This is a genomic window from Flavobacterium sp. PLA-DH12, from assembly GCF_059511845.1.
In genome coordinates this window covers 41,908-60,535 of sequence record NZ_JCAMPD010000002.1, presented here as the reverse complement: position 1 = coordinate 60,535, position 18,628 = coordinate 41,908, and the positions used below count along the sequence as shown (strand labels likewise).

At 34.0% G+C, this 18,628-nt stretch carries 16 protein-coding genes; 7 read left to right on the top strand and 9 right to left on the bottom strand.

The window, feature by feature from the left end; translation table 11 throughout:
* Positions 1–6: 6 nt before the first annotated feature.
* A complete protein-coding gene (gene uvrC, locus AC5ZCW_RS03480; protein ID WP_496117954.1) occupies positions 7–1,800 on the bottom strand; it encodes an excinuclease ABC subunit UvrC in 1,794 nt (597 codons plus the stop codon).
* A 135-nt stretch (positions 1,801–1,935) separates the two neighbouring features.
* Here uvrC and AC5ZCW_RS03475 point away from each other — a divergent pair, with 135 nt between their 5' ends.
* The 3 genes from AC5ZCW_RS03475 (at position 1,936) to AC5ZCW_RS03465 (ending at position 5,481) form a co-directional block, all read left to right on the top strand.
* Complete coding sequence (locus AC5ZCW_RS03475) at positions 1,936–2,913, top strand: succinylglutamate desuccinylase/aspartoacylase family protein (protein ID WP_281634149.1); 978 nt, start codon at positions 1,936–1,938, stop codon at positions 2,911–2,913.
* Positions 2,900–3,469 (top strand): 5-formyltetrahydrofolate cyclo-ligase, encoded by a 570-nt coding sequence (locus AC5ZCW_RS03470; RefSeq protein WP_496117951.1) that lies wholly within the window; start codon positions 2,900–2,902, stop codon positions 3,467–3,469. The genes AC5ZCW_RS03475 and AC5ZCW_RS03470 overlap by 14 nt, the downstream gene beginning before the upstream one ends.
* 464 nt (positions 3,470–3,933) lie before the next feature.
* On the top strand, positions 3,934–5,481 hold the full coding sequence (locus AC5ZCW_RS03465; RefSeq protein WP_496117949.1) for a vWA domain-containing protein: 1,548 nt from the start codon (positions 3,934–3,936) through the stop codon (positions 5,479–5,481).
* 82 nt (positions 5,482–5,563) lie between these two features.
* Here the strand turns inward: AC5ZCW_RS03465 and AC5ZCW_RS03460 are convergent, their stop codons facing one another.
* From AC5ZCW_RS03460 to AC5ZCW_RS03425, 8 genes are all read right to left on the bottom strand, one after another.
* Complete coding sequence (locus tag AC5ZCW_RS03460) at positions 5,564–6,310, bottom strand: tetratricopeptide repeat protein (protein ID WP_343541056.1); 747 nt, start codon at positions 6,308–6,310, stop codon at positions 5,564–5,566.
* A 57-nt stretch (positions 6,311–6,367) separates the two neighbouring features.
* Positions 6,368–8,113, bottom strand: a complete 1,746-nt coding sequence (locus AC5ZCW_RS03455) for a BatD family protein (RefSeq protein WP_496117947.1) — start codon at positions 8,111–8,113, stop codon at positions 6,368–6,370.
* Positions 8,114–8,200: 87 nt separating this feature from the next.
* Positions 8,201–8,974, bottom strand: a complete 774-nt coding sequence (locus AC5ZCW_RS03450; protein WP_496117945.1) for a tetratricopeptide repeat protein — start codon at positions 8,972–8,974, stop codon at positions 8,201–8,203.
* Positions 8,975–9,127: 153 nt separating this feature from the next.
* Positions 9,128–10,162, bottom strand: a complete 1,035-nt coding sequence (locus AC5ZCW_RS03445; RefSeq protein ID WP_198855323.1) for a vWA domain-containing protein — start codon at positions 10,160–10,162, stop codon at positions 9,128–9,130.
* 80 nt (positions 10,163–10,242) lie between these two features.
* Positions 10,243–11,244, bottom strand: coding sequence for a vWA domain-containing protein (locus tag AC5ZCW_RS03440; protein ID WP_177211764.1), 1,002 nt, complete (start codon positions 11,242–11,244; stop codon positions 10,243–10,245).
* Positions 11,244–12,878, bottom strand: a complete 1,635-nt coding sequence (locus tag AC5ZCW_RS03435) for a hypothetical protein (protein WP_343541062.1) — start codon at positions 12,876–12,878, stop codon at positions 11,244–11,246. Before AC5ZCW_RS03435 ends, AC5ZCW_RS03440 begins: the two co-directional genes overlap by 1 nt.
* Positions 12,879–12,940: 62 nt before the next feature.
* Entirely contained in the window at positions 12,941–13,804 is an 864-nt protein-coding gene (locus AC5ZCW_RS03430; RefSeq protein ID WP_095928411.1) for a DUF58 domain-containing protein, read from the bottom strand.
* Positions 13,805–13,883: 79 nt separating this feature from the next.
* Complete coding sequence (locus AC5ZCW_RS03425; protein WP_177211766.1) at positions 13,884–14,888, bottom strand: AAA family ATPase; 1,005 nt, start codon at positions 14,886–14,888, stop codon at positions 13,884–13,886.
* Positions 14,889–15,100: 212 nt separating this feature from the next.
* On the opposite strand from AC5ZCW_RS03425, the gene AC5ZCW_RS03420 reads away from it, so the two are divergent.
* From AC5ZCW_RS03420 to AC5ZCW_RS03405, 4 genes are all read left to right on the top strand, one after another.
* On the top strand, positions 15,101–15,976 hold the full coding sequence (locus AC5ZCW_RS03420) for an aldo/keto reductase (protein WP_281634143.1): 876 nt from the start codon (positions 15,101–15,103) through the stop codon (positions 15,974–15,976).
* Positions 15,977–15,994: 18 nt separating this feature from the next.
* Entirely contained in the window at positions 15,995–16,501 is a 507-nt protein-coding gene (locus tag AC5ZCW_RS03415; protein ID WP_496117941.1) for a GNAT family N-acetyltransferase, read from the top strand.
* 76 nt (positions 16,502–16,577) lie between these two features.
* Positions 16,578–17,333 (top strand): SDR family NAD(P)-dependent oxidoreductase, encoded by a 756-nt coding sequence (locus AC5ZCW_RS03410; protein WP_496117939.1) that lies wholly within the window; start codon positions 16,578–16,580, stop codon positions 17,331–17,333.
* Positions 17,334–17,440: 107 nt separating this feature from the next.
* Entirely contained in the window at positions 17,441–18,586 is a 1,146-nt protein-coding gene (locus tag AC5ZCW_RS03405) for an ATP-binding protein (RefSeq protein WP_281634140.1), read from the top strand.
* Positions 18,587–18,628: the final 42 nt, after the last annotated feature.

Here is an 18,628-nt window from a genome sequence, read left to right as displayed (position 1 = left end):
AAAACTTTAATTGGTTTTGTAAAAGTCGACAATTTTTTTGGCTTTAGAAACACCTACAACAGCTGAAATTTCTTTTTCTGTAGCCAATTTCAATCTTTTAACACTTTTAAAATGTTGTATTAATGTTGTCATGGTTTTTTCGCCAATTCCCGGAATGCTTTCAACCGAAGAATTAAGTGCCGATTTACTGCGTTTATCTCTATGAAATGTGATTCCGAATCTATGTGCTTCATTTCTTAAATGCTGAATCACTTTTAAAGTTTCTGATTTTTTGTCTAAGTATAACGGAATCGAATCGCCAGGATAGAAAAGTTCTTCCAAACGTTTTGCTATTCCAATGATTGCTACTTTTCCGCGTAAGCCTAAATCGTCGATACTTTTTAATGCTGCCGAAAGCTGTCCTTTTCCACCATCAATAATAATTAATTGCGGTAAAGGTTCGTTTTCGTCCAATAATCTTTTGTAGCGACGATACACAATTTCGGTCATCGAAGCAAAGTCGTTCGGGCCTTCAACGGTTTTAACATTAAAATGGCGGTAATCTTTTTTGCTCGGCTTTCCGTCTTTAAAGACCACACAAGCCGCAACCGGATTAGTTCCCTGAATGTTGGAGTTATCAAAACACTCGATATGTCTAGGTTCAGACGGAAGACGTAAATCTTTTTGCATCTGTGCCATAATTCGATTTACATGACGATCGGGATCTACAATCTGCAATTGTTTTAATTGTTCGATTCGATAGAATTTCGCATTTCGAATTGACAAATCTAAAATCTGTTTTTTGTCTCCAAGCTGAGGAACAGTAGTTTTGATGTTTTCGCCTAAATCCATTTCAAAAGGAACAATGATTTCTTTTGATAATAATTGAAAACGTTCACGAAGTTCTACAATGGCTAGTTCCAGTAATTCTTCATCACTTTCATCTAGCTTTTTCTTCATTTCTAAAGTATGCGAACGAATAATCGAACCATGAGAAATCTGTAGAAAATTGACATAGGCAGCACTTTCGTCTGAAACAATAGAGAAAACATCAATATTGGTAATCTTCGGATTAATGATGGTCGATTTTGATTGATAGTTTTCTAAAACCTCAATTTTCTCCTTTATTTTTTGCGCTTCTTCAAATTGTAGATTCTGAGCATAGTTGTTCATCAATTTCTTGAAATCTTTTAAACTTTCTTTGAAGTTTCCTTTTAAGATTTCGCGAATAGCATTGACTTGTCTTTGGTATTCCTCCAAAGGTTCCAAACCTTCGCAAGGGCCTTTGCAATTACCAATGTGATATTCCAGACAAACTTTAAATTTTCCTGAATTAATGTTTGATTCGCTCAAGTCATAGTTACAAGTTCGAAGCGGATATAATTCTTTAATTAAATCTAAAATAGTATGTACTGTCTTGAAACTGGTGTATGGACCAAAATATTCAGAGCCATCCTTGACCATGTTTCGAGTTGAAAATATTCTCGAAAAAGGTTCTTTTTTAATACAAATCCATGGATACGTTTTGTCATCACGAAGCAAAACATTGTATCTTGGCTGAAGTGTTTTAATTAAATTGTTTTCTAATAAAAGCGCATCTGTTTCGGTTGGAACTACAATGTGTTTTATCGTCACGATTTTTTTTACCAATACATTAGTTTTGGCAGTATCGTGAATTTTATTGAAATAGGATGAAACCCTTTTTTTTAAGTTTTTAGCTTTTCCGACATACAAGATTTTCCCGTCTTTATCATAATATTGATAAACGCCTGGATTATCAGGCAACGTTAAAATTTGAAGATCTAAGGACGGTTTTTGCATTCTATTGTGTTTCTGAAGATGTTTGATAAGCTTTTCAAAAAACATTCCTGTTTCTAAAAGAAGCTTAACATTGAATTAGTTTCAAATTTACAAAATCAAAAGAATAATTTCTATATTTAGATTTTATAATTCTACATGAAAAATAGTGCTCCATTGGTTATTTTCGGCGAATCGATTTTGCCGGGAGAACATAGAACAATAAATGTCGAAATTGCTCGGCTTCATACTACAACAAAACTAAATATTCCTGTTATTGTTCGTCGCTCTAAGCACGAAGGGCCGACTGTTTTATTTTCTGCAGGAATTCATGGCGACGAAATTAATGGTGTCGAAATTGTTCGTCAGATTATCAGTAAAAAAATCAACAGACCGTCGCGAGGGACTATTATCTGCATTCCGGTAATCAATATGTACGGTTTTGTAAATAAATCACGCGAGTTTCCAGACGGGCGTGATTTGAATCGTGTTTTTCCAGGAAGCAAAAAAGGTTCACTTGCCAGTCGATTTGCGTATCATATTGTCGAAGAAATTCTGCCGATTTTAGATTATGCCGTCGATTTTCATGCAGGTGGTGCAAGCCGTTTTAATGCTCCGCAAATTAGAATTACCGAGAATAATCCCGAATTAAAAGTTTTGGCCGACATTTTTAATGCGCCCTTTACATTGTATTCTAAAAACATAAATGGATCTTTTAGAAAAACTTCTGAAAATGCCAATGTGAAAATGTTGCTTTTTGAAGGCGGAAAATCATTAGACATCAATAACGAAATTGCAAATCAAGGTGTTTTGGGAACCAAACGTTTGCTTCATTATTTAGGAATGCTCGATTCGAAACAAATTGCTGAGCCAGCTTTAACTCCTTCCATTTATATCAAGCAATCGGTTTGGCTTCGCGCAAAATGTTCTGGCTTACTTCATGATTTTAATTTGGTCGGAAAATTTGTTACCAAAGGCACAATCCTAGCAATCATTACAGATCCGTTTGGTAAATTTGAACAAAAAGTCAAAGCACCCCATGATGGTTATGTAATTAATGCCAATCATTCGCCAATTGTTTATGAAGGCGACGCAATCTATCATTTATCTAAAATTCCAGACAATGCCGACGAGTAAAAAAGAACTCCGATTAGAATATAAAAATCTCCGCAAAGCGCTTTCTTTTGACGAAATAGAAGAAAAAAGTTTGGCAATTGCCAATCAATTAATTGAAATGCCAATTTGGGATAAAAGTTATTATCATGTTTTTCTTCCGATTGAAGAGCATAAGGAAGTCAATACCGAATATGTTTTGCATTTGCTTTCTGGAAAAGACAAAGAAATCTTGATTTCTAAAAGCGATTTTGAATCTAGAAAAATGACTCATTTTCTATTAACAGATAATACCAAAATTAAAAAGAACGAATACAATATTCCGGAACCAGTTGACGGAATTGAAGTTCCTTCGTCTAAAGTGGAAGTGGTTTTTGTACCGCTTTTGGCTTTTGATATTTTTGGAAACCGAATTGGTTACGGAAAAGGTTTCTACGATAAATTCCTCGCCGAATGCAAACCAGAAACCATCAAAATCGGACTTTCATTTTTTGAAGCCGTAAACCAAATTGATGATGTTTTTGAATCGGATATTAAATTGGATTATTGCGTTACGCCTCAGAGAATTTATCAGTTTTAATTTTACATTCCGGTATTCTGTAGAGACGCACCGCAGTGCGTCTAACATATAGAATATAAATTACTGCCACAGATTACAAGATTAGAAAGGATTAATCTTTTAAAATCATTTAATCTGTGGCAAAAAATAAATATTCATTCCAGTGCATCCGACACAATGTTTGTCGATATGCTTGACGTAGACGCACTGCAGTGCGTCTCTACAATTCTGTATGGACAAAAGATAGAATTACATTTCACTTCTCACATTTCTCATTTTACAAAAAACAAAAAAATATTTTCAGCTAAAAATCCCTTTAAAAATAAGGGTTTCTCATTTTATTTTCACGTAAGAAAAATATTTGTAAAAAAATTGGCACGATTTTGATACTCGACAAAATGCAAATAATCGCCTCTAGTAAATCCGGAATGCTAGTCTTTATTTGAAGCCTATAACCTTTTATTAATTTTTTAAAAACTTACTTTATGAGAAATCTTAATTTCTTTATGATGGCATTCCTCGTACTTACTATTTTTAGCTGTAAGAAAGCGTATGCACCCGACCAAAGTTATGAGACAGTTGATTCTGCTGCGGCTGTGACCGATGCAATTCCAGAGGAAATGTACATTGAATCGAACACAGAAAGCTACGCAGGATTGGAAGAAAATCCGTTTGAATCTCCGCTCAAAGAACCACTTTCTACTTTTTCTATCGATGTTGATAATGCATCGTATACCAATATTCGCCGATTTATTAACGAAGGACAAAAAGTTCCTAAAGATGCTGTTCGTGTCGAAGAAATGATCAACTTCTTTAAATACAAATATCCACAGCCAGATGGCCAGCATCCATTCGCAATTAATACAGAATACAGTGATTGTCCGTGGAATAAAAACAGCCGATTACTAAAAATTGGTTTACAGGGAAAAAATATTCCAATGGCAAATTTGCCGGCTACTAATCTGGTTTTTTTAGTAGATGTTTCTGGTTCTATGGATGAACCAAACAAACTACCGTTGCTAAAAGAATCCATGAAAATCTTGGTAAAAGAACTTCGAAGCATTGATAAAGTTTCGATTGTAGTTTATGCAGGATCTGCAGGAGTCGTTTTAGAGCCAACTTCTGGAGATAATAAAGACGAAATTATGGATGCTTTTGACGATTTGCATGCTGGAGGAAGTACAGCTGGGGGAGAAGGAATTGAATTGGCTTACAAACTTGCACAACAAAATTTCATTAAAGAGGGAAATAATAGAGTGGTAATAGCTACAGATGGAGATTTTAATGTTGGCGCTTCTTCAGATGATGATATGTTGAAATTGATAGAGCAGAAAAGAGAGTCTGGAGTTTTCTTAACCGTTTTAGGATTTGGAATGGGGAATTATAAAGACAGTAAAATGGAAATTTTGGCCGACAAAGGAAATGGAAATTATGCTTATATCGATAATATTCAGGAAGCAAATCGTTTTCTTGGAAAAGAATTTAAAGGATCTATGTTTGCTATTGCGAAAGATGTAAAAATTCAAATTGAGTTTAACCCAAAACATGTTCAAGCATACCGATTGATTGGTTATGAAAACCGAAAACTGAATGCAGAAGATTTTAAAAATGATAAAATTGATGCGGGCGAATTGGGAAGCGGACATTCAGTTACAGCTTTGTATGAAATCGTTCCAATAGGTGTAGAAAGTGACTATGTTCCGTCAGATCTGAAATACACTAAAACAAAACAAACTGAGGGAAATTACAGTGATGAATTGGCTACAGTAAAATTTAGATATAAAAAACCTGATGGCAACAAAAGTATTGAAATTGTAAATGTTATAGCAGATCAGAAAACAGATTTAGAAAATAGTTCTCCTGATTTTAAATTTACAACTGCAGTTTCTTGGTTCGGATTAAAATTGCGTGAATCAAAATATATAGCCAACAGTTCAAGTTCGGACATCAAAAGATTAGCAAAATCTGGTTTGTCAAATGACGAAGATGGTTACAGATCTGAATTTGTTAGATTGGTGGATGCTGTGAATTAATCATTAAATTTCAAAAAAGAAAAATTCCAAACTCCAACTTAAAATTGGAATTTGGAATTTTTTATTTGAATATTTTTAAAATCTATTTTACTTCTTTGATTGTTGCCGATTCTATCCAACCTTGAGTTCCGTCTGTCAATTCGATTTTTTTCCAGCCAGCAACACTTTCCAAGACATAAACTTTTGCTCCTTCGTGCAATAAAATAATTCCGTTTGAAGATTTTTGAGGCTCATGTCTCACTTGACTTAATTCCGAAAAAACAATGGCAACACGATCGTTTTCAAAATGACTTTTTTCAGACATTCCAGCCGAAATGCTTAAAGCAAAGGCTACCAAAATGATAAACATTCCGACGAAATAAATCCTTTTTGCAATTGTAGCGCTCGAAAAATAATACCCAATAAAACTCAATAAAAACACAAAACCAAGCACAACAGAAATTTTAGCCCAAGTATTATAATCAAAAATGGAAGTAAAGTTCTGAATCAGTTTTGCAAAACCTACTTTAGGAACTTCTTTGATTTCGTCAATGGTTAGTTTTTTGGCAAACTTTAAATTATTTAAAGTCTCTGGATCATTTGGTTTAAGAACCAAAGCTTTTTCATAATTATAAATCGAAGGCGCAACCTGATTTAGTTTGTAATAACAGTTTCCAAGATTAAAATACAATTCGGCAGACTGTAATTTATCTTCTTTTATAATGTTCTCATAAACCTGTGCTGCTTCTTTATATTGCCCTTTTTGGTACAATGCATTGGCCGATTCAAAACGACCTTGCGCAAAGAAAACCTGCGAGATGAATAAAAAGAGATATCGTATGTTTTTCATCTTATTTTGTTTAAACCTGACAGGTTTTCAAAACCTGTCAGGTTTGTTTTATTACGTTTAAACAATCTGTTTTTCTAATTCAGAAATAATCATAACCGCTTTATCATAATCCTGCTGAATTGAAGCGCTCGATGCTGGTGCATAACGTGCAAATTCGCAGTTTTCAGTCAAAGCAATAAAATTCTGAACCGTTTCTGCATTTGCATTTCTAGACAATAGCAATTCTCTAATATTGTCTTTACTCATTTCTGAAGTTTCAATATGCAGTTTTGCTTTCAAGAAGTTATGCATTGCTTTTTCTAATGCGATATAGAAAGGCTCTTTGTTGTTAAGATGTTTCTTGGCTTGCGATAAATATTTTTTAGCCAGCTTATTGTTCATTCTAATTCTGTTTCCAGTAACATCACTATCCATAGCCTCTTTTTTCTTTCTAGCTAAAATGATGATCGGAATAATGATAAAAGGAGCTAACAATAATCCTAAATATAGATTTGAATCATAAAAATCTTTTTTCGCAATAGGAATTAATATTGTTTTAGGTTTTATGTTTTTAAATTGATCTGCTTTGGCTACAACATTTTTAGATGCAGCTCCTGTATTTGCTTCAGCAGGTGTCGGTCCGTCTAAAACATCAATCATAATTTCTTTTGAAGTGATCGTTTTATAAGTGCCAGTACTCAAATCAAAATAAGAAAACTGCATTGGTTTGATCGCATACTTTCCTCTGTATTGCGGTACAATAGTATATTTATCTGTAATTCTACCAGACATGCCAGTCAAAGAAGTGGTTACGTTTTCATCGTGAACTGGATCATACATTTCCAGTGCATTTGGGACAACAGGTTTTGGAAGTGTAAATAACTTCATGTTTCCACTACCTTGTGCGCTTACGATTAAGTCAAGTCCTTCACCATTTTTAAGTGTTGTTTTTGATGGAGTAACGGTAAAATTAAATCTTCCGACAGCACCTGTAAATCCTTCTGGTTTGTTTGTTTCTGGAAGCGGTCGCACATTGATTGTTTTTGCTCCAGCAGAAACCACTTTATTGTCTTCTGCAATAATCATTTGACCAAACATGTCACGACGATTTGTTGGTAACTGTACGCCAATATCTAGTGAAAGAGGTTCAATTGTAAGTCTTCCTGATTTTTGAGGATATAGAATAGTCTTTTTTAAGATTACATAATAAGCTTGCTGACCTTGGTAAGAACCTTGCTGTACAGAAAGCTGCTTAACATCAATGTTCTGATTCCAAAAATCATTGTATTTAGGTTTTGCCAATTCTTTAAAACCAGTAACACCAATATTATTAAAATACAGTTTGTAAACGACTGTAATTGGTTCGTTTAAGTACGGATTTGTTTTTGAGATTTCGGCAACGAGTTCCAATAATTCATTTCCAGATCCTTGAGGTCTGTCATTTGGATCTCTTTCCTGAGCCACAGCATTGGTTACTGTAACCTTTATCGGATTGGTTTTGTAAACCTGTCCATTGAATTCTATAGCGGCCTGTTTTATTGTTAAGGCACCTTTTCTTTCAGGTTGTAAGATATAGGAGTATATTTTTTGAAAAGAACTGCGTCCGTTTATCCAAGACTGGCTAATCTGTTGGCTTGGTCCCGCAACCATTTTAAATCCGTCAAAAGAAGGTTGCTCGAAATTATCTCCGTCCACATTCATGATGAAGTCTATGCGAAGTCTTTCATTTATTCCAAGCGAGTTTTTGCTGACTCTGGCTTCAAATTGTACTTGAGCCATAAGTCCTTGAAAAGTGATTAGAAATAGAATTAAATATCTTTTCATTACTTGTTTTAGTCGTTGTTTGTTTAACTGTTAAACCGTTTAATCGTTTTGTAATAACAAATAAACGATTAAACGATTCAACTTATTTTACCAGTCTTTTTCTGTTTTCTTAGGACTACCTTTTACTTTTTGAGCGTTTACTTTGTCCTGAATTTTCTTTTCTTCATTATTAACAGCATCTAATAAATTCTGAACACGTTCTTTTGATATTCCTCCAGGCTGTGGTTTTGGCTGGCCTTGATTGTCTGATTTGTCGTCTTTTTTAGGATCATTTTGGCCATCTTTTTTGTCTTTGTCTGGATCGCCTTTATCGTCTTTTTTATCCTTGTCTTTATCTTTATTTTTATCCTTGTCCTTGTCCTTGTCCTTGTCTTTGTTTTTATCCTTATCCTTGTCTTTGTCCTTATTTTTATCTTTCTGATCGTTTTTAGGAGGATTTTCTTTTAGCTTTTGTTTGGCATAAGCATAATTGTAACGTGTTTCCTCATCGGTTGGATCGTTACGAAGTGCTTGTTTGTAAGCTTCAACTGCCTGAGTATAATCTTTCTCTTTCATGAAAGTATTTCCAAGGTTATGATAAGCCTTGTGTTTTTCAGGTCTTGTTTTGGCATTTTTTATTGCTTTCGCGTAAGCAAATTTAGCTTCCGAAATCTGATTTTGTCTGTAAATGGTATTTCCTAAATTATAAGGCGCTGCTGATTTTTTAGGAAATTTTGATTCCGAAATTCTATAGTTTGCCTCAGCATCAGTAAATTTATTCTGCTTATATTCTTCATTACCAGTAGGCAATGTTTTGTCTTTTTCCTGAGCAGAAACTGCAAAAGAAACGGTTAGTAAAATATAAAGGAGTAAATTTTTCATTCTAATTTTATTTTTTTTCGCCACGAATTTGCTTCGCCTGTTCACTATCGTTCGGGTCACAAATTGGCACTAATTTTTTTATCATTATTTTTGAATTTCACAAATTAAATAATTGTCTTTCGTGTAAATTCGAGTAATTAGTGGCTAACTTTTTTATTTCTTTTCATTAAATAAATCCAACTCTTTGATCCAGCTTGTTTTTCTTTCTAATAAGAAAATGTCTAGGAAAAGCAATAAAAATGCAAATCCGATAAACCACTGAAACTGCGATTGAAACTCGGCCATTTGTGTTGCCTCAAATTCTGTTTTCTGAATATTGTTTAAAGCATTTTTGACATATTCTAAAACTTCTTTTGTGCTTCCGCCATAAACATAACCACCTTTTGTTGCTTTTGCAATTGTTTTTAAACCTTCTTGATTTAATTTGGTAATTACAGTTTCTCCATTTTGATCTTTCTGATAGCCTCTTACAACACCATTTTCTTTTAACGGAATTGTACCTCCTTTTTCTGTACCAACACCAATAGTGATGATTTTCATTCCTAATTTATTCGCTTCTTCTGCCGCCGCAGCTGCACCTTCAGAATGATCTTCACCATCAGAAATCAGAATTAATAATTTGCTGGTTTTGCTTTTTTCATCAAAGTAAGTCGAAGACAATTTAATCGCCTCGTCCAAAGATGTTCCTTGAGATGAAACCATTCCTGGACTCATACTTTGTAAAAACATTTTTGCAACGCTGTAATCTGATGTAATTGGTAAAACAGGGAAAGCGCTTCCTGCGTAAGCAACAATTCCAATTCTATCGCTTCCTAAATTATTAATGATTTGAGAAACCAGCTGTTTACTTTTGTCTAGACGGCTAGGAACGACATCTTCTGCCAGCATACTTTTAGAAACGTCTACAGCAAAAACGATGTCAATACCTTCTCGTTTTACGGTTTCCATCTTGGTTCCAATTTTCGGATTTACCAAACCGATAATCAAACAGGTAAGTGCCAAAAGGATAACTACAATTTTTAAAACAGGTTTAAAAACCGATTTCTCTGGGCTTAATCTTTTTACCATTTCCAAGTCACCAAATTCACGCTGTGTTCTTCTTTTCCAATACATATTGAAAAGGAAAATGCACACCACAATTGGGATAAGCAGTAAGAGATATAAATATTTTTTTTCGTCTAATTCCATTTTTTAATTCTAGTTTTCAGTCGCAATTTTCGGTCACAGTTTTCAGTTGTTTACTGTAAGCTGTGACTGCGACTAAAATATTAAATAAAGCTTCTATAAACCGTATTTCTTAATCCAACTTCTAGTAACAGCAAAAAGCCTGCAAATAAAACAAAAGCTCTGTACTTTTCATCATAATCATAGAATTTTAATTCTTGAATTTCTGTTGTTTCCAGTTTATTGATTGAGTTGTATATTTCTGCTAATTTATCGTTGCTTGTTGCTCTAAAGTATGTTCCGTCTGTTTTTTGGGCAATACTTTTCATCAGCCTTTCATCGATTTCAACTTTTTGCATTTTGAATAAGAAACCTCCGTTTGGTGCGTATGCGTATGGAGATTCTGCCATCCCGTTTGTTCCAAGACCAATGGTGTAAACTTTTATTCCGTATTGTTTTGCAATATCAGCGGCAGTTTCTGGTTCGATAAATCCAGCATTATTTACACCATCTGTAAGCAAAATGATAACACGGCTTTTTGCTTTACTGTCTTTTAGACGATTTACAGCCGTTGCCAATCCCATTCCAATTCCAGTTCCGTCTTGTAAAACCGTATCGTATTTAATACCTTTTATAGCTTCAAGAATGATTGCTTTGTCACTAGTTACAGGAGTTTTGGTATAAGCTTCAGAAGCGTACAAAACCAATCCGATTCTATCATTTGGTCTTTCTTCAACGAAATCTGCTGCCACTCTTTTTAAAGCTTCCATACGGTTCGGCTTTAAATCTTTTGCCAGCATAGAGCCAGAAACGTCAATTGCCATTACAATATCAATTCCTTTTGTCGTTTTAGTCTGGTTGCTAATGTCTACTGTTCTTGGTCGAGCCAATGCTATAATCAATGAACATAAAGCAAGAATTCTGAAAACGTATAAAGCAGGTTTGAACTTGGTCCAAAACGATTCATTATTTTGGAATCCTGCTGTCGAACTCATTTTTAAGGTAGCCGACTGCTGGTTGCGTTTCCAGAAAAACCAGATTATCGCAATCGGAATTAATAGAAACAACCAAAGAAACTCTGGATTTAAAAAAGTGATCTTGCTCATTAGTTGTTTGCTCTTTGAAGTTCAACAGAATTTAGTATTCGGGTAGTGATTTCATTTGCATAAGTATCGCCTTCTTCATGTAAAATCAAAATTTGCTGTAAACCTTGATCTTGTTTGAAAAGCAGCAATTCATAATACGCCTTTGTACTTGTTTTGGTTGCTGGATTCAAAACAGTCATTGTTCCGTAACCTTTTATTCCCTGAATACCTTCGTTTGTTTGAAAATCTTCTTGTTTTACAATAATATTTTGTCCGCCTTGAGCTTCAATAATTTTTAGCGTTCCTTCAAGAGTTTTGCTTAAATCAATATCTGTTGGCTGTTTAAATTTAGATGTTGAAACGGTTACATAGAAATTGTCAATCAAGCTGCCGTATGCAAAAAGCTGCATTTCTTTAATAAGAGCCATTGCTTCTTTTGGAAGTGCTTTTTGCGCGTCCAATCTTTTTAAAACCTTTGGAGTTTCAATAATAACGGCTGGATTTCCGTACGCACTTTTTACCCATTCGCCTTCCAATAATTCTTTAGAAGGATGGCCAATTATATTGTCTTTTACGTAATTGAACCCTTTGGTAACCACAAAGAACGTTGTTGTGGCAAACAATAAAAGTATGATAGCGGCAACAGCATAACCGATTCTTGCATTGCGCTGTTTCTTAAGTTGTGCCTGAATTTGTTTTTGTCTTTGCGCTTCGTTTAACAATTGATCTTCTATGTCCTCAGGAACTTCTGTTGGAATAGCATTGTCAAGCGTTAAAATTACTTTCTGGATTTTATTTTTATCTTCTTTAATTTCAAATTCAAGCGGTTTAGATTTCGCAAATTTTACTAAATCGGCTTGACGTAAAACGCGTTCCAGATTTTCAACTGTTTCTGGCGTAAGCGTCATTTTCTTTTTGGTAGAAGCATCTCTAATTGCCGAAATTAACTCAGAAGTAGTACTTTCCATTGCTGGAATATGAATCGCTTCTTCTATATAATTACGTGCAATATCAGTTAATTCACTATAGTATTCTTTAATTTCACCTTTTTGAACCAGTTCTTTTTGTTCTAAGTTGTTTAATAAGCTTGTAGCTTTTTCGATAGGTGTTTTGTAAACTTCTTCTTCGATTTTTTTCAGCTGACGTTTTTTAACGTACCAATAAACAAAGGCTCCGATTCCGATAATTACTAAAGCTATTAAAACATAAATCCACCAATTGCCGATGCCTTCGTCAACAGTGGAAATATCTTTAATATCATACATTTTTTGCTGTAGTGTGTCCACTTTTACATTGGCTACTTCAACCTTAATAGAATCGCTATAAAAAGGCTTTTTATCGATTAATATCTTAACGCTTGGAATTGTATAACGACCAGAATCAAACTGTGTTAAACCATATTTTTTGATTAACTCATAAGTATCATCTTTCTTAACCGTATCAACTGGATAAGATTGAATAACTTCTAATGGCCCAATGTTTTTAAGCTTTGGAAATTCAACTTTTGATTTTGAGTTTACGACCGTTTTTAGTGTCAGTTTGAACTCTGCACCAATTTTGTTTTTTGTAGTATCAATGCTTGTTTCTACTGGTTTCTGCTGAGCAAAAATCATAGTTGAAAAAAGCAATAAAAATATATAAAGTTTAAATTTCATTTGATTAACGATTGAAGATTTTAGATTAACGATTTTTGATGGTTAATCAAAACTGCCAAATTTTATCGTGATTTAAAATAGCCTAATAGTTTAGTAACGTAATTTTCGTCTACTCTGGTATTTACAATTCCTGCTCCAGATTTACGGAAAGTATCTTTAAAGTAATTTAGTTTCTCCTGATAGTGCTTCTCATAATTCATACGAACAGCTTTTGAACTTGTATCAACCAATTGGATTTTTCCAGTTTCGGCATCTAGCATGTTTACCATTCCTAAATTGGGAATTCTTTCTTCACGGATGTCATACACTCGAACACCTGTAATGTCATGTTTTTTCGACGCGATTTTTAAAGTATGCTCATAAGAGTCAGACATAAAATCGGAAATCATAAAAATAATAGCTTTCTTTTTCTGGGTTCCAGATAAAAATTTCAAGGCTTGAGCAATGTCTGTTTTATGACTTTTTGGTTCAAATTCAATCAATTCACGAATGATGCGAAGCACGTGCGAACGTCCTTTTTTTGGCGGAATATATAATTCTACAGTATCAGAAAATAATATTAAACCAATTTTGTCATTATTCTGTGTAGCCGAAAAAGCCATCGTTGCCGCAATTTCGGTTACAATGTCTTTCTTGAATTGATTTTTAGAACCAAAAGATTCCGAACCCGAAATATCGACCATTAAAACCATGGTTAATTCGCGTTCTTCTTCAAATACCTTAACATGAGCTTCGTTGTAGCGTGCGGTTACATTCCAATCGATGTTACGAATATCATCTCCGTATTGGTATTGACGCACCTCGCTAAACGTCATTCCTCGTCCTTTAAATGAAGAGTGGTATTCTCCCGAAAAGATATGATTACTCAGTCTTTTCGTTTTGATTTCTATTTTCCGTACTTTTTTTAAAAGCTCTTTTGTATCCATTTTTTGTTTGGTTTATGGTTTAGGGTTGTTGGTTGATGGCGTATAAACCATCAACAAAAAACTATCAACCATCAACTTTTTAAGGTACCTCAATCTCGTTAACGATTTTGTTGATAATGTCTACAGAAGTAATGTTTTCTGCTTCTGCTTCGTAAGTGATTCCTACTCTGTGACGTAATACATCGTGAACAACTGCACGAACGTCTTCTGGAATTACATAACCGCGACGTTTGATGAAAGCATAGCATTTTGCAGCATTAGCCAAGTTGATACTTCCACGAGGAGAAGCCCCAAAACTGATAAGCGGTTTTAAATCGGCTAATTTGTATTTTTCTGGATAACGAGTAGCAAAAATGATATCCAAGATATATTTCTCAATTTTTTCGTCCATATAAACTTCACGAACAGCTTCTTGCGCACGTAAAATTTGGTCAACCGAAACTACCGGATTTACTTTTTCGTAAGATCCTTTTAAGTTTTGGCGAATTACAAAACGCTCTTCATCAATTTTTGGGTAGTCGATTACAGTTTTTAGCATAAAACGGTCAACCTGTGCTTCAGGAAGTGCGTATGTTCCTTCTTGTTCAACAGGATTTTGTGTTGCTAATACTAAAAACGGACGATCTAATTTGAAAGTAGTGTCACCAATAGTAACTTGTTTTTCCTGCATCGCCTCTAAAAGTGCTGACTGAACTTTTGCAGGAGCACGGTTAATCTCATCGGCAAGTACGAAATTGGCGAAAATTGGTCCTTTTTTAATTGAGAACTCGTTTGCTTTAATGTTGTAAATCATGGTTCCGATAACATCGGCAGGCAGTAAATCTGGCGTAAATTGGATACGGCTGAAAGAACCCTGAACCGCTTGAGAAAGCGTATTAATGGCTAAAGTTTTTGCCAGACCTGGAACTCCTTCCAATAAAATATGCCCTTGTCCAAGTAATCCGATCAATAGACGCTCGACCATATGTTTCTGACCCACAATAACTTTGTTCATTTCCATTGTAAGAAGGTCTATAAAAGCACTTTCTCTTTCAATTTTTTCATTTATCGCTCTAATGTCTAAAGTCGTTGTATTTTCTTCCATATAAATATTTTTAAAACCTTGATTTTTACGCCTAATTTTTGAGAGTGCAAATTGAATATTTTTTGAGAAGTAAGATGTTAAAGAATGGTTAAAACTTCGACCAATGACTTAATTTTAAGGACTAATTGTGAATCTATTTTTATATTTTTAAGAACTTTGATGATTATGTTTTATTAAAGCATAATTATTACCAAAAATAACGCATAATTATTATGAGCAAAACAGTCTTATCGCCTATAATTTCGGGCACTATGAATTGGGGAGTTTGGGATAAAAACCTTACAACCAAAGAAATGGAAAACATGATACAGGTAAGTATCGAAAACAAAATTACGACTTTTGATCACGCGGATATTTACGGTTCGTATACGACCGAAGCCGATTTTGGAAAAGCCTTTCACGCAAGTAAAATTGATCGTGAAAAATTACAATTAATTACCAAGTGCGGAATTCAGATGATTGCTGAAAAACGCCCTGAAAACAAAATCAAACATTATGATTATTCTAAAGACTATATTATTAAGTCTGTAGAAACATCTTTGAAGAATTTAAAAACAGATTATGTAGATGTTTTTTTACTTCATAGACCAAGTCCGTTAATGCAGGCTGATGAAATTGCCGAAGCAATTGAAAAGTTAAAAGGAGAAGGAAAAATTATTGATTTTGGACTTTCTAACTTTACGAGCTCTCAAACCGAATTAATTCGCAGTAAAACTGAAGTGAGCTATAATCAGGTGCAGTTTTCGGCAACGCATTACGAAGCAATGACAGACGGGAGTTTAGATTATATGCAAACACATGGAATTCGTCCGTTGTCTTGGAATCCGCTTGGAACTGTTTTTAGAGAAGATACCAAAAAAACACGTCGTTTAAAAAAACTGTTTTCTGAATTAGTAGAAAAATACCATTTAGGATCTGATACTTTATTATTAGCTTGGATTTTAAAACACCCTGCCAAAATAATTCCTATTGCGGGAACTGTAAATATTGCCAGAATTCAGTCTTTAATGAAAGCAGTAGAATTGGAAATGGATACGCAAGATTGGTTTGCGATCTGGACAGAAAGTATGGGAGACGATGTGCCTTAATTTTGTACTATTCTGAAAATGATATACCTAGAAAAATTTGAGAGAAAAGATTACTTTGAATTGATCGATTCTGTCAAAAGTGCAAAAGATTTAATGCAATTTGGCGGACCAGAGTTTACTTTTCCTTTAACAGAACAGCAGATAGATAAAACGCTTTCTGATGAAAATAGAGTTGCCTTTAGAGTTGCAAAAAATTCTAATGGAAATACGATTGGACATTGCGAAATTTATTTTTACGACGATTTTGCAAAATTAGGTCGAATCTTAATTATGGATAAAAACCAAAGAGGAAAAGGAATTGGCGAACAAATGGTAACTTTATTGCTGCAATATATTTCTGAAAACAGAAAAGAAAAAAATATTGAATTGAATGTTTTTGATTTTAATATCGGAGCTCAAAAGTGTTATGAAAAAGTTGGGTTTACTTTAAATCCCGATAAAAAATACTTAAGAGAAGTAGATGGAGAAACTTGGACAGCGCTCAATATGGTGTTGAATTTGGAGGAGTGGAAAAATAAGAATTAGAAATATTTTACCACAGATTAAAGAATCATTTTAATCCTTTAATCTGTGGCAAAAAATCTTTTTTAAAGAAAAAACAATGAAAAAAACAGTTTTAATTACTGGTGCAACAAGTGGAATTGGAAAAGCAACCGCTCAGATCCTAGCAAAAAACAATTTTAAAGTGATCCTTTGCGGAAGACGTACAGATCGTTTGGAAGAACTTCAAAAAGAACTTTCGGCTTTTACAGAAGTTCATTCTTTATCATTTGATGTCCGAAACAAAGAAGAAGTTTTAGAAAAAATAGGAGCTTTACCAAACGATTTTTCTACAATCGACGTTTTAATTAATAATGCTGGAAATGCCCACGGTTTAGATCCGATTCAGAACGGAAATTTGGACGATTGGGATGCTATGATTGATATTAATGTGAAAGGTCTTTTGTATGTTTCAAAAGCGATAATTCCGCAAATGGTTGAAAGACAATCGGGGCATATTATTAATATTGGTTCAACAGCGGCAAAAGAAGTTTATCCGAACGGAAATGTATACTGCGGTTCTAAACATGCGGTTGATGCTATAACTGCTGGGATGCGAATCGATTTGAATCCGTTTGGAATTCGAGTTGGAGGCATTCATCCAGGAATGGTAGCAACAGAATTCAGCGAAGTTCGTTTTAAAGGAGATGTTGAAAGAGCAGCGAATGTTTATAAAGGATTTGATCCGCTGCAGGCAGAAGACATCGCCGATATTATTCATTTTGTGGTTTCGAGACCTTATCATGTAAACATTGCTGATTTGGTTGTCATGAGTACAGCACAAGCATCTTCGACGATTGTTAAAAAGAATATTTAAAACTAGATGATTAGACTTCTTAGAAAATCAGATCTTTAGTTTAACTTAGGAAACTGAAAACCAATCTAAGAAGTCTAAAATCTAAGTCAGTCTAAAGATCCGGAATAATGATTAATAAGCGCCTTTTAATTAAAAATCTCCTCGCTCATAATGACGAAAGCAGTTTTTATGATAAGAAAAGGCAATTGAATCTTCATTCTAGAGAAGGAAAAGGAAAGTTCTTAAAGCATATTTGTGCATTGTCCAATTCTAACCCAAATAATAATTCTTATATCGTAGTTGGAGTAGAAGATCAAGATAACGAAATTGTCGGCGATGACTTCTTCGATGATAGCAGAATTCAGAATCTGGTCAATGCTTTCTTAGAAAATCCACCGAAAATTCAATACGAAAATGTCCCTTTTCCAAACCTTCCAAAAGACAAAGTAATCGGCCTGGTTACTATAAAACCCAAAAGTAAAATCTCTTACTTTAAAAAAGGAATCCACACCATTCTTGCTAATAGTGTTTTTATAAGGAGAGGCAGTAATTCGATTCCTCTAGAAGAACACGAGGAAATCGAAAAAAGCAATCAAAATACAGAAACCGTAATCGGAATAGAAAACAGTTCTCGAAATAGTATTCAATATACTTTAGACGGTGTTATCGATTTTATGAATTTTAGACATAAAGATATGTCTCCAAAATATCGTGTTTTTAAAGAATTATTCGTGATTTGCTGGGCTGGAGTTCCAAAAAAGCTGCGTGATAAAACGTATTTATCACGTGTTGATATTGAACTGATAAACGAACAAATTAAGCTTTTTTATTCAGCACAAGACGTTGTTACAATCGAATATAATGATGATACTTTTACCATCACAGAGTACGTGCCACTTGGCTTAAATGACAAAACGAGTTATTATCCGTTAGAAGAACAAACGATTTATTTTTTTGACAACGGTTATTATAAAATTGATCGCCAAATGCTTTTTCAGCCACCAGAGTTTAACCGAAAAATGTTGCACCATATTTATAATTCTAATATAGCGCTGCTTAGAAAATTGGAAAAAGAGATGTCATTATCTGAACGTGAAATGAAAGATTTAGAAAACCTTCCTTCTACTTTTATGATTTGTCATTTGAATGGTTTCGAAGATGCCAGACAGAAGCTAATTGATGCAAAATTGCTTTTGAAACCTTATAAAAATATCTATTCTTCTTTTAAAGAAGCTTTACGAGTTTTGCGTAAAATGAAATATGATGTTCAGTAAAAAAGGTTTTGAGTTGCTGAGATACTAAGGTTCTAAGGTTTT